Origin of the sequence: Bombilactobacillus bombi (assembly GCF_003522965.1) — a bacterium.
Lineage (GTDB): Bacteria > Bacillota > Bacilli > Lactobacillales > Lactobacillaceae > Bombilactobacillus > Bombilactobacillus bombi.
This window is the reverse complement of record NZ_CP031513.1, coordinates 1,752,141-1,774,551: the sequence shown is the minus strand read 5'-3', so window position 1 is coordinate 1,774,551 and position 22,411 is coordinate 1,752,141. Positions and strand designations below refer to the sequence as shown.

At 33.8% G+C, this 22,411-nt stretch carries 20 protein-coding genes; 6 read left to right on the top strand and 14 right to left on the bottom strand.

Going from position 1 to position 22,411, the window contains the following annotated elements; all coding sequences use genetic code 11:
* Positions 1–88 precede the first annotated feature (88 nt).
* Both DS830_RS08480 and DS830_RS08475 read left to right on the top strand, forming a co-directional pair.
* Entirely contained in the window at positions 89–1,285 is a 1,197-nt protein-coding gene (locus DS830_RS08480; protein ID WP_118909011.1) for an MFS transporter, read from the top strand.
* Between the two features lie 63 nt (positions 1,286–1,348).
* Complete coding sequence (locus DS830_RS08475) at positions 1,349–1,678, top strand: hypothetical protein (protein WP_118899789.1); 330 nt, start codon at positions 1,349–1,351, stop codon at positions 1,676–1,678.
* 90 nt (positions 1,679–1,768) lie between these two features.
* Here DS830_RS08475 and DS830_RS08470 read toward each other — a convergent pair whose 3' ends face one another.
* The gene (locus tag DS830_RS08470; protein ID WP_118909010.1) at positions 1,769–3,496 is read right to left on the bottom strand and encodes a pyruvate oxidase; all 1,728 of its coding nucleotides are present in this window, start codon (positions 3,494–3,496) and stop codon (positions 1,769–1,771) included.
* Positions 3,497–3,677: 181 nt separating this feature from the next.
* Positions 3,678–4,049: a PaaI family thioesterase gene (locus tag DS830_RS08465; protein ID WP_118909009.1), complete on the bottom strand. Its 372-nt coding sequence runs from the start codon at positions 4,047–4,049 to the stop codon at positions 3,678–3,680.
* A gap of 26 nt (positions 4,050–4,075) precedes the next feature.
* Between DS830_RS08465 and menB the strand changes: the two genes are divergently transcribed.
* Genes menB through DS830_RS08450 form a run of 3 tightly spaced genes read left to right on the top strand, consistent with a single transcriptional unit; the run spans position 4,076 to position 6,944 of the window.
* Positions 4,076–4,891 (top strand): 1,4-dihydroxy-2-naphthoyl-CoA synthase, encoded by an 816-nt coding sequence (gene menB / locus DS830_RS08460; protein ID WP_118909008.1) that lies wholly within the window; start codon positions 4,076–4,078, stop codon positions 4,889–4,891.
* A gap of 21 nt (positions 4,892–4,912) precedes the next feature.
* A complete protein-coding gene (locus tag DS830_RS08455; protein ID WP_118909007.1) occupies positions 4,913–6,358 on the top strand; it encodes an o-succinylbenzoate--CoA ligase in 1,446 nt (481 codons plus the stop codon).
* 58 nt (positions 6,359–6,416) lie between these two features.
* Positions 6,417–6,944: a DUF308 domain-containing protein gene (locus DS830_RS08450; protein WP_118899799.1), complete on the top strand. Its 528-nt coding sequence runs from the start codon at positions 6,417–6,419 to the stop codon at positions 6,942–6,944.
* A gap of 42 nt (positions 6,945–6,986) precedes the next feature.
* On the opposite strand, the gene DS830_RS08445 is transcribed toward DS830_RS08450, so the two are convergent.
* The 8 genes from DS830_RS08445 to DS830_RS08410 all read right to left on the bottom strand — a co-directional run bounded on the left by DS830_RS08445 (position 6,987) and on the right by DS830_RS08410 (position 15,463).
* A complete protein-coding gene (locus tag DS830_RS08445) occupies positions 6,987–7,718 on the bottom strand; it encodes an L-ribulose-5-phosphate 4-epimerase (protein ID WP_118909006.1) in 732 nt (243 codons plus the stop codon).
* Between the two features lie 13 nt (positions 7,719–7,731).
* Positions 7,732–8,601 (bottom strand): L-ribulose-5-phosphate 3-epimerase, encoded by an 870-nt coding sequence (locus tag DS830_RS08440; RefSeq protein WP_205526816.1) that lies wholly within the window; start codon positions 8,599–8,601, stop codon positions 7,732–7,734.
* Positions 8,597–10,141 carry an FGGY-family carbohydrate kinase gene (locus tag DS830_RS08435; RefSeq protein WP_118909005.1) on the bottom strand — a complete coding sequence of 515 codons (1,545 nt, stop codon included), beginning with the start codon at positions 10,139–10,141 and terminating at the stop codon, positions 8,597–8,599. The genes DS830_RS08440 and DS830_RS08435 overlap by 5 nt, the downstream gene beginning before the upstream one ends.
* Positions 10,142–10,153: 12 nt before the next feature.
* Entirely contained in the window at positions 10,154–11,155 is a 1,002-nt protein-coding gene (locus DS830_RS08430) for a hypothetical protein (protein WP_118909004.1), read from the bottom strand.
* A 107-nt stretch (positions 11,156–11,262) separates the two neighbouring features.
* Positions 11,263–12,219, bottom strand: coding sequence for an NAD(P)-dependent oxidoreductase (locus DS830_RS08425; RefSeq protein ID WP_118909003.1), 957 nt, complete (start codon positions 12,217–12,219; stop codon positions 11,263–11,265).
* 20 nt (positions 12,220–12,239) lie between these two features.
* Positions 12,240–13,211: an amidohydrolase family protein gene (locus tag DS830_RS08420; protein WP_118899808.1), complete on the bottom strand. Its 972-nt coding sequence runs from the start codon at positions 13,209–13,211 to the stop codon at positions 12,240–12,242.
* An 18-nt stretch (positions 13,212–13,229) separates the two neighbouring features.
* Positions 13,230–14,684: a PTS galactitol transporter subunit IIC gene (locus DS830_RS08415; RefSeq protein ID WP_118909002.1), complete on the bottom strand. Its 1,455-nt coding sequence runs from the start codon at positions 14,682–14,684 to the stop codon at positions 13,230–13,232.
* A gap of 20 nt (positions 14,685–14,704) precedes the next feature.
* On the bottom strand, positions 14,705–15,463 hold the full coding sequence (locus tag DS830_RS08410; RefSeq protein ID WP_118909001.1) for a sugar phosphate isomerase/epimerase family protein: 759 nt from the start codon (positions 15,461–15,463) through the stop codon (positions 14,705–14,707).
* A gap of 113 nt (positions 15,464–15,576) precedes the next feature.
* Between DS830_RS08410 and DS830_RS08405 the strand changes: the two genes are divergently transcribed.
* Positions 15,577–16,581 (top strand): LacI family DNA-binding transcriptional regulator, encoded by a 1,005-nt coding sequence (locus DS830_RS08405; RefSeq protein ID WP_118899814.1) that lies wholly within the window; start codon positions 15,577–15,579, stop codon positions 16,579–16,581.
* 848 nt (positions 16,582–17,429) lie between these two features.
* Here the strand turns inward: DS830_RS08405 and DS830_RS08400 are convergent.
* From DS830_RS08400 to DS830_RS08385, 4 genes are read right to left on the bottom strand one after another with little or no spacing between them, the layout of a single operon-like run.
* The gene (locus DS830_RS08400; RefSeq protein WP_118899818.1) at positions 17,430–18,572 is read right to left on the bottom strand and encodes a sialidase family protein; all 1,143 of its coding nucleotides are present in this window, start codon (positions 18,570–18,572) and stop codon (positions 17,430–17,432) included.
* 27 nt (positions 18,573–18,599) lie between these two features.
* A complete protein-coding gene (gene arfA / locus DS830_RS08395) occupies positions 18,600–20,099 on the bottom strand; it encodes an arabinosylfuranosidase ArfA (protein WP_240366804.1) in 1,500 nt (499 codons plus the stop codon).
* A gap of 20 nt (positions 20,100–20,119) precedes the next feature.
* The gene (locus tag DS830_RS08390) at positions 20,120–21,400 is read right to left on the bottom strand and encodes an oligosaccharide MFS transporter (protein ID WP_118899820.1); all 1,281 of its coding nucleotides are present in this window, start codon (positions 21,398–21,400) and stop codon (positions 20,120–20,122) included.
* A 15-nt stretch (positions 21,401–21,415) separates the two neighbouring features.
* Positions 21,416–22,390 carry a glycoside hydrolase family 43 protein gene (locus tag DS830_RS08385; protein ID WP_118899822.1) on the bottom strand — a complete coding sequence of 325 codons (975 nt, stop codon included), beginning with the start codon at positions 22,388–22,390 and terminating at the stop codon, positions 21,416–21,418.
* Positions 22,391–22,411: the final 21 nt, after the last annotated feature.

The window sequence follows — 22,411 nt, the reverse complement described above, 5'->3', positions numbered from 1 at the left end:
TTACCTCCATTTAACTACCTTCATTGTAGTTAAATTATGAGTCAGTAGCAATCATAGTTAATTTTATATTAGAAAAGGAAGGTCCGCTATGTCTCAACACACCTCGAAAAATAAAATTCTCATTGGAATTATCGCTTTAGCTGTTATTGCCCGCTTAACTGTTTCTACTTCGCCAGCTATTGCGGTCATTGGGCATGCTTTCCCTCATGCTAGCGCTACTCAAGTAGAGTCTGTTGCTACTATTGGTGATTTAGCAGCAGCGATTTCAGCCTTAATCTTTGGCAAATTATTGGACCATTGGACTTTTAAACGTCTAGCAATTATCAGTGTAACTATTTTAGCAGTTGGCGGCTTGTCGCCTTTAATTTGGCATACGTCTATTACTAACCTGCTTATTGCTGGTTTTATGGCTGGTTTAGGTGCTGGGGGAATCACTACAATTTTACCTAGCCTGCAGTCTTATATTTATAGTGGCGAATCATTGGCCAACATGTTAGGACGTGTAGTTGCCTTAGAGAATGGTTCTTCGATGGTGTTACTCTTTTTGGGAGGCTTATTAGCCAGCCAATACTGGTTACATAACTATTATTTATTCTTTTTAGCTTTAATTAGTTTAGTAATTGTGATTTGGGCTTTGCCACGCACACATCCTGGTCAAGAAGAAGATAATGTCACCCAAGTACAACCAACTGTCATGTCTAAACAAACTATTATCTCAATTATCGCTTACTTAATTACTGCTAGCTTGATGGTCTTTTTAGAAGCTGTCTTATATAATAAAAATGCCATTTACATTCAACATTTTCATTTAGGTTCGCCAGCACTTTCTGGACAAATTATTATGTTAGATGGTGCAGCTGCCATTGTAGTCGGTGTTACTTTAAAATGGATTCGTCGCTTTTTTAAACAGTATTTATTGGCCGCTTGTTTTGCAGCTAATACTATTGGCGGTATACTCTTATTAGTGTGGCACAATACTTGGAGTATTGGCCTTGCTACTTTTATAATTGGTGGTGCGAGCGCCACTATGTTAACAACCGTACCTTATATTTTATCGACTTTAGCCACTGCCAAACGTTATCCATTAGTTATGGGATTCTTTTCAGCAATTACTAGTTTGGGCTTTTCTAGTTCAGCTTTAGTTTTCAACAATGTAGTCCCTATTTTTAGTAAACATATTTTACAAGGAACTTATCAACTGCAAATTATAATTGCCTTAGTGATGACTATTATCCTTTTGCTTACAGCTAATCGCTCCCAATTGAAAAAAGTTTTGATAAAATGATTTACAATTGCTGAGAATCATGCAATGATAAATGTGTATGTGCTAAAGAAAGAAGGAGTAAAATTGTCTACTACAACTTACAGTGAAAAGTCAGTTGCTGCTTTTTTAACATTTTATGTTCGTCATTTACGTGACAATGATTTAGAAATTGTCTCTCAATATGATTTTGATCATCACGTTACCGAATTAAATGTTTTTATCTTACATGATCGCAATTTTCGAATGAAAGACATTATCCCAGTTTTAATGAAGCAACACTACGAGATCATTAATCACTTATTGGAGGATTTAGTTACTAACGCCCATTTAGATATGGAACAACTCGATACTCCGCAAGCTTGGGAAAATTGGTATCGCGCGCAAAAAGCTCAAATTAATGATCCTGAAAGATAACTGCAAAATAGCCAGCAAAATTCGCTGGCTGTTTTTTTATTAAAAGTAAACAAAAAGTTGAGACGCAATGTCTCAACTTTTTACATTATTTTATAAAAATTGACGCATAATTTCTTTTAATGGCGGCATCTTTGGAATTTGGAATTTATCTTTAAAGTATTCAAAGCCAAATTTCATATAACCTTTAGCTTCGTCCATTACAATCTTACCAGGTAATGGTGCTTCATCATACACAGCAGCATTAATTAAGACTGGCTTGGTAGGATTTTGATATTGTTCCATAGCTGCTTTAAATTCAGCATCCGTTTTAACATTGACCCCAATACCACCACAGGCTTCAGCAAATTTAGCATAATCAATATCAGCTAAATCAATACCATAATTTTGTTGTCCAGCTGATTGTTGTTCATATTCAATAAAGGCCAACATTTGATTATTTAATACTACCAAAACCATAGGTAAATCATACTTAACAGCTGTCACGAAGTCTTGCATCACCATAGCAAAAGCTCCATCACCACAAATTGCATATACAGGACGATTTGGCCAAGCACTCTTAGCTGCAATTGCCCCAGGCAAAGCACAACCCATAGTTCCTAACCAAGCAGAAATTGTATATTTTTGGGTTGGCTTAGCAGTAATAAAGCGAGCCCCGAAGGAGGTTGCTGTTCCGACATCAATTGACCAAACAACATCTTCAGGAGCCATTTGGCTCATTGTTGAAAATAGTTTGGATGGTAAAACACCAGTATGTTTTTTCGATTGAACATCACTCATCCAAGCCCGCCAAATCCGCATATTTTGTTGGCAAGCTTCTAAAAATGCTCTTTGTGCTACTACTTCACCACGAGCATTTAGCAAAGTTAAAGCTGACTTCGAATCGGCAACAAGTGCTAAATCTACATTATGACGATGGCCGATATGACTGGCATCAGCATCAATTTGAATAGCGGGAATTTTATGATTAATATATGGAGCATATGGATAATCTGTTCCAATTAAAATTAACAAATCTGCATTGAACATTGCTTCATAAGCTGGTTTAGTTCCCAATTTTCCAATTTGACCTAGAGCATTAGGATGATCGTCGGCAATTGTTCCTTTAGCAGGCATTGTTTGAATAAAAGGAATAGCATAACGTTCAACAAATTCTTTGGCTTCTAATTGCGCGTTCTCAGCACCTTTACCAATGAGAGCAACTGGATTTTTAGCTTTCTTAATCATTGCTAAAGCCCGATCAACATCTTGAATTCTTGCTTGTGGTTGCTCTAATTGAAATTGACCTGCTGTCGGCACAAAAGTGTCTGCAATTTTGTGATCTGGCACATCATCAGGAATCGTTAATACGGCAACTCCCTTATGGGTATAAGCCATTCGAATTGCTTCATCCATCACGTTAGGTAAAGTAGCGGGATTGGTAACTAACTTATTATAAACAGCTACATCTTCAAACAAAGTAGGTGTATTTACTTCTTGGAAAAAGCCTGTATTTAATAAGTGTGACTGAATTTGACCCAAAATAGCAACAACTGGTGCATGATCCATCTTGGCATCGTATAATCCATTAAGTAAGTGAATTGCTCCGGGTCCACCAATAGATAGACAAACACTAACTCTCCCAGTTAGTTTGCCGTAAGCAGCTGCGGCCAAAGCCGCTACTTCTTCATGGCGCACCTGTGTAAATTTAATTTTTGCACGCTCGCGATACAACGCTTCAATTGTCGTGTCAACAGAATCACCTGGTAAGCCATAAACGTTATCAATACCCCAAGCTTCCATTACTTGGACCATTTTATCTGCTGCATTAATTTTTGTCATATAACTTTCATCCCCGACTCGTATTCTTTAATTATCATAACTACTTTACCACGAAAAAATCACAAACTAAAGTATAAAGTCATAACTAGATACAATAACCAAAAATTATCTTTTATCGATTCAATTGTGAAATTACTATTATCTCAGAAGATGCTTTTTTGCATATGAATCAATAAATAGTTTAATTCTGTTTTTGGTTTAATAAAGTAATGGTACTATAACTAGTAGGGTTATTAAGTTCGTCTTGATAAGTAACTGCTTGCCAAACTTGAGTTTGTTTACCAATTTTAATGGGTGTTGCCTGGGCTAACAAAACTCCGCTTTTCACAGCCCGTAAATGCTGTGTGTTAATGTTCATTCCCACAGCTATTTGATGAGCAGTTAAATTCAAGTTAGCTCCCATACTGGCTGCCGTTTCTGCAAGAACACTATTAATTCCCCCATGAACAAGACCGTAAGGTTGCATAATATTTGCTGTTACAGTTAACTGTAATTCAACTTTTTGTGATGATTGATTAATAACTTTAATACCCAAATAATCAATTAAATTCATATTTTTACCTCAAAGGAGAGAATTAAATGTCTGACTGGAAAACTATTAAAACTTATAGTGAAATTTTATTTGAGCGTCAGGATAAAATTGCCAAAATTACCATTAACCGTCCAGAAGTTCGCAATGCCTTTACCCCTGATACTATTCAAGAAATGATTGACGCATTCAATTATTGCCGTGATGATGCTAGTATTGGTGTCATTATCTTAACAGGCCAAGGCGACTTAGCATTTTGTTCTGGTGGCGATCAAAAAGTACGGGGTAATGGCGGTTATGTCGGCAAAGACCATATCGCTCGCCTAAATGTTTTAGATTTGCAACATCTTATTCGCATTATTCCTAAACCTGTCATTGCGATGGTTCGAGGCTGGTCTGTTGGCGGAGGCAATATCTTACAATTAGTTTGTGATTTAACTATTGCCGCTGATAACGCCAAATTCATGCAAACTGGACCTAAAGTTGGCAGTTTTGATGCTGGTTATGGTTCTGCTTATTTAGCTCGAGTCATTGGGCATAAACGAGCCAAAGAAGTTTGGTTCTTATGTCATCCTTATACCGCCGAAGAGGCCTATCAAATGGGCTGGGTGAATAAAGTTGTTCCCTTAGCAGATGTCGAGAAAGAAACTCTAGCTTGGTGTCGGGAAATTCTTCAAAAATCTCCAACTGCATTGCGCTTTATTAAAGCTGCTATGAATGCTGACACGGATGGCTTAGCAGGATTACAACAAATTGCTGGGGACTCAACAATGCTCTTTTATGAATCTCCTGAAGCTCAAGAAGGTCGGGACGCTTATCTTCAAAAACGCCAACCCGATTTTGATAAATTCCCTAAATTTCCTTAATTATGAAAAGAGTTACTATTTATGGAAAACTGGTTAAATAAACGCGCTCAACTGTCACCTCATAAAATAGCAGTTGTTTATCAAAACCAAAAATTTACTTTTGCCCAAGTTTTACAAACTGTGCAACAAACTGCTCAAAGATTAAAAGGACTAGGTTTGAAACCTAAGCAGCCCGTAGCTATTTTTGGTAGAAATAATCTTGAAACTTATTATAACATTTTAGCTTTACAGCAACTGAGTTTGCCGATTGTCTTTTTAAATATTCGCCTGGCTGCTGTGGAACTGCAATATCAAGTTAATAATTCCCAAATACAAGCTTGTTTGGTGGATTCCACTTTAGAAAATAGTGCGATTGCTCAAGTAAATAATTTACGTATAATTACTCAACAAGATTTGCAACAAGCCAAACCTACTTTTTATGAGGTCCATGACATTGAAAGTTCGCAAATTGCTAGCATGATGTATACTTCTGGAACTACTGGCCATCCTAAAGGAGTTTTACAAACTTGGAGTAATCACTGGCATTCTGCAATGAATACGATGTTAAATTTTCAAATTACTGAAAATGATGCTTGGTTATGCACCGTTCCGCTTTTTCATATTTCAGGATTTTCTATTTTACTGCGTTCACTTATTTTTGGTATTACTATTTATTTAGAACCAAAATTTGATGTTCAACGTTGCCAACACTTATTAATTAATGAACCTATTACAATTTTTTCTGTGGTACCGACAATGCTCAAACAGCTATTAACAAGTTATCAATCGACACAACCTTACAACACTCAATTTCGAATTATGTTTTTGGGTGGGGGACCAATTGATCCTCAAACTTTAAAACTGTGCCAACAATTTCACATCCCTACTGTTCAATCTTATGGGATGACGGAAACTTGCTCCAATGTTGTTGCTTTAAAACCAGAAGATGCTGTCCGCAAAAGCGGCTCATCTGGACAAGCGCTTTTTACTAATCAAATCAGAATTGCTGATAAACAAACTATAGGCGAAATTCAGCTGAAGTCTCCGGCACTGGCGGTGGGCTATTGGCAACAAATGGAACTTTATCATAGTAAATTTACAAAAGATGGTTGGTATTGCACTGGTGATGTGGGTTATCTGGATTCGCAGGGTTATTTATTTGTCAAGGGGCGCTTAGATGATATGTTTATTTCTGGTGGAGAAAATATTTTCCCTAATGAAGTCGAAAATGTCTATCATCAACTATCTGCAATTGCTGATATTGTGGTTACAAGTTTGCCCAACGATAAATATGGAGCCGTCCCAATTGCCTATTTGACGAGTAACCAGCACTCATTAAGTAATGCCACTTTGCGAGCTTTTGGTCAACAAAACTTAGCCCATTATAAGGTGCCAGTCGAATTTCGCCAAATTGACCATTTCCCTAGAACTGGTAGTGGGAAAATACAACGTAACAAATTAAGATTTTTAAAGTTTAAATTGCTTTAAGACATTATTGGGATTAGAATTAAGTGATTATTTAAATTCTTGTTAATGGTGAGTTCTTATGAAACAATATTCACGCCAATTTCATTGGTATCGTTGGTTGCGGATTCTTTTTTTAGCAATTGCAGGTATTATTATTCTGATTAATCCTGACAAAAGTTTGGATGCAATTCTTTATTTAATTTCCGCTTATTTAATTGGTTTAGCATTGATTGCCCTTCATGATGGTTGGTTGCTGGCTAAAACCCATAGTGATAATACTGGTCCTTATGCTACAGCAGTTATTTCAATTATTATGGCGCTATTAATCTTTCCAATTGCACATGTTTTATTCCCGCTGCTGCCCATACTTTTAGGTATTATCTTATTAATCAATGGTGTTAATCAATTTTTTAACGCTCGGGTTAATCGAAAATATATTAATGTTACACCCTGGTTAGATTACTTGTACTCCATTTTGTTAATTGTACTGGGGATTACCCTAGTTTTTAATCCTTTTGATATGCTGCGCTTATTTTTCCGGCTGTTAGGTGTTGGCCTAATTGGCTTAGCAATTATGGAATTTATTAATACTAGATTATATAAATAAAAAATGTGAATTTGACTATTACAGTCAAGTTCACATTTTTATTTATTTTTCATGTTGGGCATGGGTCTGTGATTGGGCATTATTTTGTCCATAATACGCATTCTGTCCATGCTTACGATAATAATGTTTATCTAGTAAATACTGTGGTAACTCAATATTACTTCGGGTTAGCTGCAGGGAATGATAATCTTCTTCAGCAACTACTTCTAAAACCTTAGCATTATAAACCGCCTTGGCTGCAGTTGCTCCCCAAGCAAATGGTCCATGCTGACTGACTAAAGCTGCTGGTGTTGCTTCATAATCTAACTGCCGCTCTTTGAAAGTCTCTACAATCGCTTTTCCAGTATTACCTTCATAATCTGCTTCGATTTCTGCTTGAGTTAATGCTCTGGCTGCTGGCACTGCGGTATAAAAGGTGTCCGCATGAGTCGTGTTCAATGCGGGAACATCTAACCCAGCAGCGGCAAACGAGACTGCCCACGGTGAATGAGTATGCACAATCCCTCCAATATTAGGAAAAGCATTATACAAAACCGTATGCGTTGGCGTATCGCTAGAAGGATTCATTTTTCCTTCTACTACTTCCCCTTGCAGGTTTACAACTACCAAATCCTCAGGTTTTAAATCTTCATAGTCGACACCAGAAGGTTTAATCACAAACAAGCCTTTTTCTCGATCAATTCCAGAAACATTTCCCCAAGTAAATGTCACTAAATCCAACTTGGGCAACTGCATATTTGCTTCATAAACTTCTTGCTTTAAAGCTTCTAACATATTTTTAATCCTCCTAATTAAGAGCCTCTTGGCGAATACCAACCTGTTTAAACAATTGATCAAAGAATAATTTTGCTTGTTTAATTTCCGTTGTTGGATCCGCTGCACTTTCAGTCCACATTTCCACTGTATAACTACCAGAATATCCTAAACGGACTAAAGCTTTTAAACATCCCAAAAAGTCAACATCGCCTTCGCCAAAAGGAACCTCTTTGAATTGTCCTTTAAATGTGGGAGTGACTTTTTTAGTATCCTTTAAATGAATGGCCGCGATATTATCGACATTATTTTCTAAATCTACAATCACATCATTTTCGGGCCAAGCTGAAATATTTCCTAAATCTGGATAACCTTGTAGCCAAGGACTTTTAATTTGTGTTTTAACTTGTGAAATTTTAGTTAATGAATTCAAAAAGGGATCATCCATCGTTTCAATTGATAACATGACTAATTTTTTAGCAGCCATATCGACACATTTTTGTAGATTCTCTAAAAAAAGTTCATGACTTTGGACAGTCTTAGGCTCATAGTAAACATCATAACCTGCCAATTGAATATTTCTAATACCCAAATCAACAGCTAAATCAATTGCCTTTTGCATAATTTCCAAAGATTGTTCCCGAACATGTTCATCAGCAGAGCCCAAAGGAAAACGTCGATGTCCTGACAACATGAGTGTGTTAATTCGACTATTAGTTTTCCACATTGCTTGACGAAATTCAGAACGTTGCGCTTTGGACCAATCAAGTCGCTGTAAACGTTCATCACTTTCATCTATTGAAAATTCTAAAAAATTAAATCCCAAATCATGCACTAAATTAAATTTTTGCTCCCAATTTAACTTAGGCGGTAAAGCTTTTTCATAAATACCTAAAGCATTAATGGTCATTTTGCTTATTCAACTCCTTTTGTAAATTTTTTAACTTCTCCCATTTTCCCTCTAAAGTTCGTAGTAGTGAATCATAAATTTGATATTTTTTTTCATAAATTTCTACTTGATCTGCAATAGGTTCATACCGCTCTATAACTTGAGTCATTTGTGCAACTGCGCTAGAAAAATCAGGATATAGTCCTTCACCAACTGCACAAGTTATTGCGCCCCCCAAGCCACCTAATTCACTGGCAGCAGTTAATTCTATTGGCAAATTTAAAACATCCGCAAACATTTGTACCCAATGTTTAGAGTTGCAAGCCCCTCCTGACATCCGAATAACTTCAGGTCGATGTCCTAAAACCTTAAGTAATTGTTCTATATGATCCCGATGGGCAAAACAAATTCCTTCATAAACTGATCTAATCATTTCGGATTTCGTGGTCGAACTACGTAAGCCAATAAATGCACCTTCAGCTGCTGGATCTGAATTACTTCCATATAGAAAAGGAAAGAATAACAACTGTGTATAGGCAGCATCCGTACTATCTAGCATCATCTCTAAATAATCATAAATAGATTTCTGATGTAAATTGGCATTATGAACCTCTTCTGCTAACAACATCTTAATCATAAGTTCCAAATTACCAGCCGATGTAGGGCTAGAAGCTTCAATAAGATTTAAATCAGTAGGAAATATTGAATTCATCAAACCAGCAGACTGCGGTGCTCGCTGTAAGCTAGGAAAGATATTCATATTCCAGGTTCCAGCTATCATACTAAACTTTTGTTCATTCAATACTCCAGTTGCAATAGCACAAGCATCAATATCAAACATACCTGCATATACTGGGGTTCCACTTTTCAGACCTGTTACTTGTGCTGCTTTGCTTGTAACATGACCTGCTAAGTCTGTTGCTTTAATTAAAGGTGGTAACTTATTATAAATTTCTGGAACCCCAAAAAAATCATACAAATTTTGATCGTATTTTCCTGTATCTAAATTAATTAAATTATTGCCGGAAGCATCTCCGATTTCTTGTTTAATCTCATCTGTTAACAAATAACGAATAAAATCCTTATTTGACAAAATATATCCAATTCGATCATATTGTTCGTGCTGGTTTTCTTTCAACCAGCGTAAAATGACAGGAGCTTGACTAGCCATAATTTGTTGATGACTAATCGAGTAAATACGACTAACCTGTGATTGTAATGTAGTAGCGATATTTTGTGCACGATTATCGGTCGATAAAATACCATTCATGAAAATTTTGCCTGTTTGATCTAAAGTATATAATCCCTTACCATGTCCAACGACTGTTATTGCTTCAATCAAATCAGCTTTTAAATTAGCTTTTTTCAATGCTTGTTGAATAACTTGACCAATATCACTTAATAAATTGGATAGCTTAATTTCTTGAAAACCTGGCTGCGGCTCTATTCTTTTGGTTGGAAAAGACGCCATTCCTACTTGTTGCCCATTGTCAGTGCAAATAACAGCCTTAGTATTAGTTCCACCATTATCAATAGTTAAAAAATAATGCATCATTTCACCCACTTTTTAGTCACTAACAGTATAAATAGCCACTTCATTAGCTTCACGATTGGCAGATAGTAAATATAATTGACCATCTTTTTCGTAAACAGTAACATTGCTAGGACCAATATGTTCGGCAATTAATTGTACTGATAAATTACTATCTTCAATTAATTCTAAACCTTGTTGGCCAGCACGCCAACCAAACAAAAAGTATTCACGATCACCAATCTTGCCACCCCAAATTGCATGTCCAAAGGGTGTTACAGTACTACTTTGTGCTAAAGTCTTAAAATTAGTATCATAAATTCTTAAATTCGTGCCGTGAAAGCCTTCAATAGCTAAATATTCATTTTGACCATCATGATTAATATCTGCTGCCGCGATATCAGAAGTTTCAAAACTAGATAATTGTGTAAGTACCCAGTCTTGATGATTGTCTGGATACGTTAACTTATAAACACCTTCTGCTCCAGTAATTAATGAATAGTCCTTCATCCGACGATAACCATGGTTTTTAGTAATTCTAGTAGATAAAGAATGTAAATCATAAATTTTTTCTTGAGAATCATCATATTCTCCAACCCAAACTTTGCCTGGATCAGACCAATCATCGGTATTCTTTTTAGAATTAGCAATTGAACAACCTACATACCAAAAGTTATGACCTTGATTTTGTGGAATAATATCAAAGCGATGTATATAAGGAAAATCACCAATAACGCTTTGATCCCAGCCATTTCCGTTAAAAGTTTCTTTAACAATTCGACACCGAGAAGAATTAAATCCAGGATAAAAACGTTGTGTTGCTAGAAAATTCAAAGTACCCGGAATTGCTACCATTGTCATAGTTCCACCAATGTCAGGCCAAACTGTTATTCGTTGATAATTATTATTCAAATCATAGGCATAGCAAGGTTGATTCTCTTCTGACGCTACAATAATAAAATCATGTCCTTGTGCCTTTAATCTCATAATAGCATAGCAATGATCCAATTGATCACTAAAAATTTGTTTAAACTGCATTTTGCACACCTCAAAATTATTTATTATTTTTGAACAAAGAAATCCCCGCTAGGTTGCTTAACCCGATGGGGATCACTTTGAATTATAAAAATTCCAAATTATAACAATTATTTATTAACTTGATTGCGCGGTTGATTATCTCGTAAATAAGATATTAAGTTTTGAGAAGCCTCAGCAGCAATAGCAGTCCGTGCTTCTAAAGTGCCCGTTCCTGCATGTGGAGTCATAACTACATTATCTAAATCACGTAATGCTTGTGGAATATTAGGTTCTGTTTCAAAAACATCCAAACCGGCACCAGCAATTTTGCCATTTTTTAAAGCTTCAATTAAATCATCTTGCTTAATTAACACTCCTCTAGCAGCATTAATAATATAGGCTGTATCTTTCATTTTATCAAAAATATCAGCATTAAAAATACCCTCTGTTGATGGTAAAGCTGGGGCATGGAGCGTAATAACATCAGCAGTTTTAACTAAAGTATCAAAATCTACATATTTAACATCCAGTTGTTGTTCCAAATCAGAATCCAAACGATGTGCATCATTATAGATAACTTTCATACCAAATACTTGTGCAAATTTTGCAACTTGTGAACCAATACGGCCCATGCCATAAACACCTAAAATCTTATCTTGCAAACTCATACCCATGTATTGGGGTTCTGAAACATCAATCCAATTACCAGAGCGAACAACTTTATCGTAAAAATGTAGATGCCGAACAGTGGCTAGCAAAAGCGTAAAAGTCATTTCTGCTGTAGGAACTCGTACTCCTTGAGGACAGTTAGAAACTACAATACCCTTGCTTTTAGCATATTCAATATCAATATGATCAAATCCTACGCCATTAGCAGTGATAATTTTTAAATTAGTTCCTGCGTCAATTAGTTCGCGGTCTCCTTTCATACCCATAATTAACAAACCATCGTATTCAGATAAATGTTCTAACACCCATGAACGCGTTTCTTTTTCAGGATCATAAGTCACATCAAAATTCTTCTTTAATTCTGACAAACCTGCTTCTGGAATAATTCCTGTAACTAATACTTTTGCTTTTTTCATTAATAATTATCTCCTTTAGATTATTTATTTTTAAATACAGGGTCTTCGCTGTCTTTCATTGCTTGAACATTTTCTGGCTTAAAATAAATCCGTTCAGCATTATTATACATAACATCTTCTAGTTCTGATTCAGTAAAAATGTCAGTAGCTTCCAACCACGTTGATAAATCGTGATATGAATTAAAAGTTGAAGACCAAGGAGAATCAGTTCCCCAAAAAATACGTTTAGCTCCTAAAACTTTTTTAGCTAAAGCAACATCTTTTTGACAACGTGGAAACGGGAATTCAGTCTCACCTTCGATATCTTGAATAGCCGATATTTCAGTGTAAATATTGGCAAATGGTTGCCATTGTTGCAAAGCATTTTCTAAACGATCTAAATGATCAGCATTTGGAAATGATAAATGACAAACTACAAAATCTAATTTTGGATAACGCTGAGCCAAATTAGCAATAGCTTCTGGTTCATAACTAAATTGTGTATAATCTCCATAATCCACAGTCACAACAAAACCTGGATAATCAGCAATAAAATGAAAAATCTTTCCTAATTCTGGTGTTGTATCTAATCGGAAAGGTTGATGGTAACCGTGCAAACCTCCACCTTGGCTGATTTCAAATTTAATTGCTCGAAATCCCAAATCTTCTACATGTCGTTGAACAATCTGCATTGCATTATCTGCAAACGGATCCACTGAAAAAGCAGCAATAAATTTATCCGGATACTTTTTTACTGTTTGATAAGAATAATAATTTTGATAACCATTTAAACTTCCCTGTAGCAAGACCGCTTTATTAATTCCATTTTCGTCCATTACGTTTAAGGCTGATTCAGCCAAAAAATTATCATCGCCCCAACCATCAGGAATCAATTTAATTAACGTACCATCATCCCAAATCGTTTGACCATTGCCTAAAGGTGTCATTCTACCTTTGCCATTTAAACCAGCAACTGAACGTACTAAATGTAAATGTCCATCAATTTTTTTCATAATATTTTACTCCTTTAATTAATAAGTTATTTTTTCATTACTACCGGAATAGCCTGCATTTTTATCAGCCATATTATTTAAATATTCCCAAATTTGTGGACGATAACGACGCAATACTATAAGTAATACCAAATATACTAAAATAGCTAAGCCTATAAAAATTGGATTTTGCGAAACAAAAGCAGCAAATACCAGCGCATTTAATGGTCGTGCCATTAAGTTAAAACTAGTAATTAAAACAATGCCAGCAGGTAATGCAACTCCATAATGTGATACAGCACCCGTGTAGAATGTACCAAGCCAACTAGATGCATACAATCCTAGACTAAACCACACTACACCATTAGCAATTACTTTTAAAATATTTCCGCGTGTAATCGCCACAATTGATTCAACCATAAAAGGTAATGATATTAAATCAACAATAGGTAAAGTTTTATTTCCAGGTAAGATAAATGCCACCAATACCATAATTGGAATAAGAATTACACCAGAAATGATTGTTGCAGGTTCACCATAACCGACTCCATCATCAACTCCTAAGAACCAGCGTTTTTTATTCTTAACTTCATTAACATTTTCATTAGAACCCGTATGTTTACTTTTAGTATTTTTATCAATTTCTTCAGCTAAAGGTGTAAAAGCCTTTGAAAATACGTCAGTAATCAATGGGAAAATAGTCATAATTGCTGATAATTGGACAGCAACTGTTAAAATTTGTCCCCATGCTTTTAGAGTACCTAAAGAGTTCAAATTTCCTAAAATTCCTATTAATAATCCCAACAAAGCACCCAGAGTTGTAGGTTCACCAAACACTCCTAATTTATTTTTGAAATATTCTGGAGTCATTTTAATTTTATTAAATCCTAATAAATTCCATAAAGGATCCAAAATAATTGCAGGAATAACTTGCTCAATATTGTGCAGAGAGGCCACTGATGCGTTTTTAACACCATAATAATTAGACCAACGATCAGCCTGAATTTCTGCTAAAGCAAGAGCATATAAAAGCATGAAAAACGATAAACCTAATGATAGCCAAAAATTATGTGTTACATAATAACATAGTGTTCCCCAAATCATAAAACCAAAATTATTCCATAGATTAGAAGCCATAAAAATTTTTGTAACACCAAATGCAAATAATAATAATTCAGCAATTAAACCAAAAACAAAGAAACTCAAACCTACAGTAGAACCAAAAGAGGCTAAAGATCCAGCTTGCCAACCAATATCCACAATTGGTAATTTGATTCCTGTATTATCAACCATTTGCTTAATAATTTTAGTAATAGTTGGAGTAAAAGCTTGAATCACCCAACCAAATCCCGTTAAACCAACACCAGCATAAAATGCACTCATCATCGCTGTTTTAGGCTTAACCTTCAAAAATAAAGCTACAATAAAAATCATGATTGGAACAACTACACTAGCACCAAAAATTTGAAAAATATGATTGACAGTTTCTAACAATTGTCAGTTCCTCCTGTTTCTTATAATAAACTGTGTTTAACCAAGGCAAGATCTGATTTCAAAATATCTGGTTCAGCATAATATTCAAAGCCAAATTTATCAGTCATATTTAAAATCTGAATAAGCCGCTGCCAATCTAAAATTCCTTGGCTTAAAGATGTAACTTCTTTTTTACCATTTTTATCGCTAATATTTTTCAAATGCACATATCTTGTCACTGGTGCTAGTTCCTTGGCTGCATTATATACATTTGTATTAAGCCATTCCCAATTAGCAATATCAAAACAATAACTAATATTAAAAGTTTTAGGAATAATTCTAAAAAATTCAATAGTTTGTTGTAAATCGCTTTCTATAGGAGTTTGATTATTTTCAATATATATCGAATAAGAATTATCTATTATTTGAGATAGTTGTTCTACCAAATTGTTTTGATTTGTACTATCAAATATTCCTAAATTAATTTTCAGATTTCTAGAGTCTAAAAGATGCATTTGTTCTATATATCTACTTAATTTAGGATTTAATTCATTGTTACTGAATAACACATCACCCACACTAAAATAAACCTCTATGTTTAATTCTTTGGCTTTGGTAGCAATCGCTATTAATTCTTGATTATCACCAGTTAATAATTCGTTTCTAATTTCAATTGCAGAATATCCTAATTGTTTTGCTTCTGAAATTTTTGACAGTTGATTAAGACTTTGACAATCAGGTGTTTTAAAAGCTGCTGTATTAATAATAAATGTCTTACTCACACTACCACCCCATTTCATTGTTCATATATTTACAATATTAACCGGTTAACCAAAAATCAAAAATATCCCAATTGTTAATAATAAAATAAGTTATAATAAATATAGTAAATATATATTAACAAGGAAAAATTATGGAAAAACTAACTATCCGTGATATCGCTGTTATGGCTAATGTTTCAACAGCAACAGTTTCTAATTACTTAAATGGTAATTATGAACGGATGTCCTTAGAAACACGCCAAAATTTAGCTAATATCATTAATAATACTAATTATATTCCCAATACTACAGCTCGTAATCTGGCTAAACACGAAAACAAAACTATTGGTGTTTCCATTGCTGACATTACTAATCCATTTACTTCTCAAGTTCTTTCAGGTATTTATGAACGTTGTGATACTTATAATTATCGTGTTTTATTCACAAACGCGAACAACAGTGAACAAAAAGAAATCGATAATATTACACGCTTACAAAACGAGAAAGTAGCAGGTATTATTGTTGATCCTGTTAATCCTGATAGCCCTATTTACCAATCCTTATCAAATTCCAATACTGTAATGGTTGACCGTCAATCAGCCAATTTAATTATTGATACCATCGCTACTGATAACGTTAAATCTGTACAAGAACTAGTAGAACAAATGAAAAAACAAAATTATCAAAAAATCTATTTTGTTACTTGGCCCTTTCAAAACATTAGTACTAGAACTCAACGCTATCAAGGATTCATTAAAGCTACTAAATACTCTACCTTAGATTATTTAGTCACGGTCCCTCACCATGGAAAATTAGCCGAATATCAGCAATTCACGCAAAACATTGCAACAATCATGAATAAAAAAGGCAATGAAAAAATTGGATTTTTCTGTATGAATGCTCGTGTTTTGCTCAGGCTTCTACAAGCCATGCAAAAATTAAATTTTGCTTATCCAACAGATTATGGTGTTGCTACTTATGAAGAGTTTGACTGGATGAAAGTAATGACACCTCCTATCAGCTGCATTCGGCAGGATTCTTTTTCTATTGGTCAAGTTGCAATGAATAGCTTGCACCACAAAATTGAAAATAAAATTTCAACCTTACCTAAGTTAAAACTCATTCCTACAAAACAAATTCTTCGTAACAGTTTTTAAAATCAACTTTTGATTTTGTAATCTTTAGTTAACCGGTTAACTAAAGATTACAATTTTATTGTAGACGTTTTCCATTTATTGTCAAGCGCTTAATTAATAGCTAAATTTCACAAATTATTTTTTAAATTATTTAATTTACTATTATTTTCCAATTTATAAATGCTTTTATTATTGTGAATTAAAAAAATAATTTTTTTGATGATGGAAAAAACTCAGCCTTAATAAATAAAACAGGTTTAAAATTTTGGAAAATTCAAAATAATTACAGAAATAAATTGCATAACATTTTGTAAAACCACTACAGATACTTTTTTAACACCGTAATTATTAAAACAATTTTGATAAAAACATAAAAAACAATAATAACCAAAAATTGAGTGTTACATAGTTATATGGTGTTCCCAAATCATAAAACCAAATTGTTCTATAAATGGAAGCTATAAAATCTTTAGAATGTCAAATATAATCAGTAATAATTTAATGATTAACCAAAGAAGCTAAACTCAAGATCAAACAAACATCAGCTAAACTGCAATAATCATCGTTGTTCTGGACTTGATCTTTAAAATAAAATTATGATTGAACTATATAGTAAATATTTAATTTTATTATACTTAAAAATTCAACTTCTTTTTTACTATTATATATGCAATTTCAATCATAAATATTCTTAAAGGCTTTAGGAATACTTCTAAAAAATCAATAATTTAAGGTAAATTACTTCTACATGAGTTTTTTTATCAAAAGACAAAAATACCACCTAATTTCAAAACACAGAAATCAAAGTGGTATTTTTATTTATTGAATTAAGGAATAATTTTACATATTAAACTACCAAAAATTATAATTTATTTTAAATTAAAAATCATTGACGTTAATTGGTTATCATCAGTGGCTGTTGGAGCTTTTAGGGGTCCACCACTTACAAATAGCAATTGATTATTAGGTAAAACAGTTATTGAACGAGAATAAGCTAATGGCATAGGACACTTAACAATTTGCCATTGACCTGATTTCAAATTATCCCTATTTATATATAGATAATCACTACCATCAGTATTAGCTACTATAGTACCATCATTCATAGTTACTACATAAGGAGCTCCACCATAAGCTAATCTATTGCCTTCACTACCGGCATCCCAATTTAAACCATCATTAGAAATTTTATAATTTGTGCGCCATTCACCAGCATTGACAACTTCATACGTCATAATATATTTTTGATTAGCCATTTGCGCAATAGTAACCATTCCGGGGCGCGCATTAGGTGATTTAAAAGCTACGTCATCAATCTTTTCTCCCCAATAAATGCCATCGTTAGAAACTTGGTGAACTAACTTTTGACTATGTTTAGGTTTATCTCTTTCATCTGAATAAAAGCAAACTAGTTGATGATTAATAACTTTTAAAAATGGCTCCCATACTGGTCCATTATGTTTAGTATTAATATCGGCATGTCCACCTTTAGCAACAGTACTTAAATACTTCCAATGTTGAGCATGATCTTTACTATAATATAAATCTATTGATGTTTGACTTAAATCACCTGGTATAGAGTTTCCTATACAAATAATTGTTCCTGCAGGCATCTTTCCTACTTTTTCTGGTAATTCGTACAAAAATGGTTGATATCTAGTACCCCAAGGCTGATTATCAGTAAAATTATGCTGCTCTTGTACTTCACTAATTTTATTCCATGTATTCCCATTATCAACACTTTCAAATATTAAATATGAAGGAACACCTTTGACATAATGTTCAGAAGTAGCATATAAACGACCATAATGCCTCTTATCAGTATGAGTAGTAACCAATCCTCTACCATATAGAAAACTGGGGCTCTTAGTATCAGAAAATTGAAATTTATCAGCAATTGTAACTATTTTGTTATTAGTTGCAGCAGAGGTTATCTTTGGTTCTAAATTGACCATTGCCAGTATTGTTACTAGTAAAATAAAAGTAACTTTTATTTGCTTTTCTAATTTCATTTCAGTAAAGTCCTTTCTGATAATTACTTAATCATGAGCAGCAATTCTAATTACGTTCCACGAATAAGGATCTAATTCTACTTGAATTTGATTATTATCATTAACTTCAATAGTTAGATTTTGGAATTTCATAATTTGTTTCTCATTAGTCAATTCAAAATCGTAACCGCTAAACTTAGTTGCTGAAATTACATTTTTTAATACTAAATTATTTATTTTACTACATAATTGTGCAGAAACATTCGCCTTATTTTCAATGAATAAAATCAATTCTTGTTGTTTATCATTATAAACAGCAGCTACATCAACATAAGGAACTTCATGATTATCTACATGATAAGTAGAAACATCATTTTTTACTGTTAATGCAGTTCCTTGTCCAAAATTGGAAACTTGCATAAATGGATAAAAAATCGATTGATACCAGACGGATGGATTACCATGGGTTCTAGTCATAATAGGAGCAATAACGTTAACTAATTGTGCTAAACATCCAATTTTCACTCGATCGGCATGTTTCATTAATACTATAGCTAGTGCCCCCACAACTAATGCGTCAGCAAAATTGTAGTGGTCTTCTAGCAAATGTGGTGCTATTTGCCAAGGTTTTTGTTTTTCATCTGCTGATTTAGAATGATACCAAACATTCCATTCATCCATAGCCAAATACATTATTTTATTACTATGTTTACGAGCTTTAACAGCATCACAAATTGCAATCACATCATTAATAAAAGCATCAAAATCTTCAGAACTAGCTAAAAATTTAGAAATATCATGCTCATAATTGTCATAATATTGATGCAAAGATAAATATTCTACATCATCATATACATCGTCTAAAATAGTTTCTTCCCAATTTCCAAACGTTTCCATATCATGTAAAGAACTTCCACTAGCAACTAACTCAATACTAGGATCAACTAGACGCATAACCTTAGCAGCTTCGTGTGCTAATCTTCCATATTCATGAGCTGTTTTATGTCCAATTTGCCAATCGCCATCCATTTCATTACCTAATGACCACAATTTTATATTGAAAGGATTTTCCGCACCATTTTTACGCCTTAAGTCACTCCAATAAGTTCCCTTAGGAAAATTACAATATTCTATTAAGTTACGTGCAGCATCAATTCCTCGCGTGCCTAAATTAATAGCCATATCTGGTTGGGCATTCACTAATTTACACCATTGCATAAACTCATGTAATCCAAATTCATTAGTTTCTATACTTTTCCAAGCTAAGTCTAATCTAGTTGGACGTTTTTCTTTAGGACCAATGCCATCTTCCCAATTATATCCCGAGACAAAATTACCTCCTGGGTAACGAATTAATGGAACATTTAGTTGTGAAATTGCCTGGATAACATCTTTTCGAAATCCTTTATCATCAGCTTGAGGGTGGTCTGGCTGGTAAATACCTGTATAAATAGATCTTCCTAATTGTTCAGTAAATGAACCCCACATTCGTGGATCAATTTCACCAATTACATTATCACGATCAATAAATAGATTAACCTTTAGCATACTTTTCACCTTCTAAAAGATTAATTTGTTGAAGTTGATGTACTACTTTGCTTTTCTTGATTATTTTCTACTTCTCCTGCTTGAACTGGATCTTCTTTCTTTAAAGTAAATGCAGCAAACAATGTAATCAAGAAGACAAAGATTCCCATCATAATATAAGTATGTTGATAACCAATTTTATCATACAAATTCCCAGCTACTGTTGAGAAAATAAAGACAGATATTTGCTTAGCAAAATTAGAAGCTAAAGCATAGACAGTTGCATAAATTCTGATATCAAAAGCTCCAGCAATATATTTCATAATTGAGGTTAAGAGTAATGGCATCTCTAATCCAGCAATCAATCTAAAGAAGACTACCCAACCCCATGAAGGCGACAAAGCTGATCCCAAGATTCGAATACAGGTTAAAAATCCATAAGCAATTAATCCATTTCTAGAACCAATCTTATTAATAATCCAAGGCATAGGAAACATCAAAATAAATTCAATAATTGTTTGACCAGATGACATATAACTATAAACAATTGTTCCTTGAGCTGCCGTATGGAAAAAAGTTTTAAAGAAAATAATAAATTGCTGATCAAAAACATCAAATATCGCAGAAGCACCCATATAAAAGATTGATAAAACCCAGAAATTCATATTTTTAAACACAGCTCCAACAGTTTTTAAATCTAATGAATTAGAGGTATCACCCGCTGCTGCAGCATTTTCTAGATTAACTTTATCACTAAATAATAATAAACAAACTAAGACAATTGCAGCTACACTACACATCCAAAAAATAGAATTAGGTTTCCAAAGGAACAATCTTCCTGCTACTAAAGAAGCAACAATACCAGCTAAAGAGCCACCTAAACGAGAATGTGAATACTCAAAACCATTAGCCAAACTAGCTCTTTGAACATATTGCTCAATAACACTAACACCACCATTAAGTATGAAACTTAGGAAAATACCTGTAACCAAAGCAACTAAAAAGGAGTTAATATGCAATAACGGCATAAATATCCATTGAAAGTATGGTCCTATAAAGATTGCGACTGCAGCAATTGTTAATATCAAAGTTTTCTTAAATAGAAGTTTATCAGAAATCACTCCAAAAAATGGTTGAAATATTAAAGAAACTCCCGCCATCATTGAAAATACTAATCCTGATTGGGCACCATTTAGATGAGCCACTTGTTCCATCCAAAGAGTTAAATACCCATAAATTGTAGCCCAAATAAAGAAATAGCTAAAATGAGAAAATGGAAATCCCCAAAAGTGTTTGTTTTTTGTTTTGTTTGTTGTATCCATCAGTATTATCTCCTTTTATTGATAATTATAAGGAACTGGCTTGCCAAAATTAGGTGTCCCATCATCATTCCAAGTAAACGCTTGAATTTTTGTATGACGATTAGGATCATACAAAGGATCACCTTTGATTTCGGTATAATCACGACAATGATATACTAAAATATCAGTTTGATTATCTTCAGTTACAGTAAAAGAGTTATGTCCTGGTCCATACTGACGTTGTGCTAAATCACTTTGAAATACTGGTTCTTTACTTTTAGTCCAATTATCTTTATCTAATAAATCAGCTTGATCAGAAACGCTCAACATTCCCATACAATAATTTTCATCAGTAGCACTAGCAGAATAGGTTAAGAAAAAACGACCATTACGATGAATTACTGCAGGGCCTTCATTTACCCAAAAGCCACGAGTTTCCCAATCAAATTCTGGTTTAGATAACATAACCGGAGAAGTTTTTAGTGTCCATGGATTTTCCATTTCAGCTATATAAATATTCGAATTACCTTTAATTTGCGGGTCTTTTTGCGCCCAAACATAATATAATTTATCTTTTACTTCAAAACATGTAGCGTCTAACGAAAAACTATCTAAATGAGTTTTAATTTGACCCCGTTCAATCCAATTATCTTCACTTTCCATTGGATTCTCATTATCGCATTCAATACAAAACATACGATGCTGGAACATTCCATTTTCGTCAAAAGAAGTGGTTTCAGCAGCAGCAAAGTAAATAAACCATTTACTATCAATATAGTGAATTTCCGGTGCCCAAATCAATTGACTCATTGGACCAGAATCATGCTTTCGCCATATTGTTCTAGGAGCAGCATGTGCTAAACCTGCCAACGTTTTAGCACGCCTAATTTCTATTAAATTATAAGCTGGCACAGAAGCAGTAAAATAATAATATCCATCCGTATGTTTATAAATAAAAGGATCAGCTCTTTGGATAATTAATGGATTAATGTAATTATTATCTTTATTCATTAGTGTTTCCTCCTAATAATC

What these genes read in the sequence shown, in the direction of transcription:
- DS830_RS08455 (WP_118909007.1), top strand. Translation starts at nt 4,913, where the DNA reads ATGGAAAACTGGTTAAATAAACGCGCTCAACTGTCACCTCATAAAATA.
- DS830_RS08385 (WP_118899822.1), bottom strand. Translation starts at nt 22,390, where the DNA reads ATGAATAAAGATAATAATTACATTAATCCATTAATTATCCAAAGAGCT.
- DS830_RS08400 (WP_118899818.1), bottom strand. Translation starts at nt 18,572, where the DNA reads ATGAAATTAGAAAAGCAAATAAAAGTTACTTTTATTTTACTAGTAACA.
- DS830_RS08465 (WP_118909009.1), bottom strand. Translation starts at nt 4,049, where the DNA reads ATGAATTTAATTGATTATTTGGGTATTAAAGTTATTAATCAATCATCA.
- DS830_RS08430 (WP_118909004.1), bottom strand. Translation starts at nt 11,155, where the DNA reads ATGCAGTTTAAACAAATTTTTAGTGATCAATTGGATCATTGCTATGCT.
- DS830_RS08390 (WP_118899820.1), bottom strand. Translation starts at nt 21,400, where the DNA reads ATGGATACAACAAACAAAACAAAAAACAAACACTTTTGGGGATTTCCA.
- arfA (WP_240366804.1), bottom strand. Translation starts at nt 20,099, where the DNA reads ATGCTAAAGGTTAATCTATTTATTGATCGTGATAATGTAATTGGTGAA.
- DS830_RS08405 (WP_118899814.1), top strand. Translation starts at nt 15,577, where the DNA reads ATGGAAAAACTAACTATCCGTGATATCGCTGTTATGGCTAATGTTTCA.
- DS830_RS08445 (WP_118909006.1), bottom strand. Translation starts at nt 7,718, where the DNA reads ATGTTAGAAGCTTTAAAGCAAGAAGTTTATGAAGCAAATATGCAGTTG.
- DS830_RS08470 (WP_118909010.1), bottom strand. Translation starts at nt 3,496, where the DNA reads ATGACAAAAATTAATGCAGCAGATAAAATGGTCCAAGTAATGGAAGCT.
- DS830_RS08480 (WP_118909011.1), top strand. Translation starts at nt 89, where the DNA reads ATGTCTCAACACACCTCGAAAAATAAAATTCTCATTGGAATTATCGCT.
- DS830_RS08410 (WP_118909001.1), bottom strand. Translation starts at nt 15,463, where the DNA reads ATGAAATGGGGTGGTAGTGTGAGTAAGACATTTATTATTAATACAGCA.
- DS830_RS08450 (WP_118899799.1), top strand. Translation starts at nt 6,417, where the DNA reads ATGAAACAATATTCACGCCAATTTCATTGGTATCGTTGGTTGCGGATT.
- DS830_RS08420 (WP_118899808.1), bottom strand. Translation starts at nt 13,211, where the DNA reads ATGAAAAAAATTGATGGACATTTACATTTAGTACGTTCAGTTGCTGGT.
- DS830_RS08435 (WP_118909005.1), bottom strand. Translation starts at nt 10,141, where the DNA reads ATGATGCATTATTTTTTAACTATTGATAATGGTGGAACTAATACTAAG.
- DS830_RS08425 (WP_118909003.1), bottom strand. Translation starts at nt 12,219, where the DNA reads ATGAAAAAAGCAAAAGTATTAGTTACAGGAATTATTCCAGAAGCAGGT.
- menB (WP_118909008.1), top strand. Translation starts at nt 4,076, where the DNA reads ATGTCTGACTGGAAAACTATTAAAACTTATAGTGAAATTTTATTTGAG.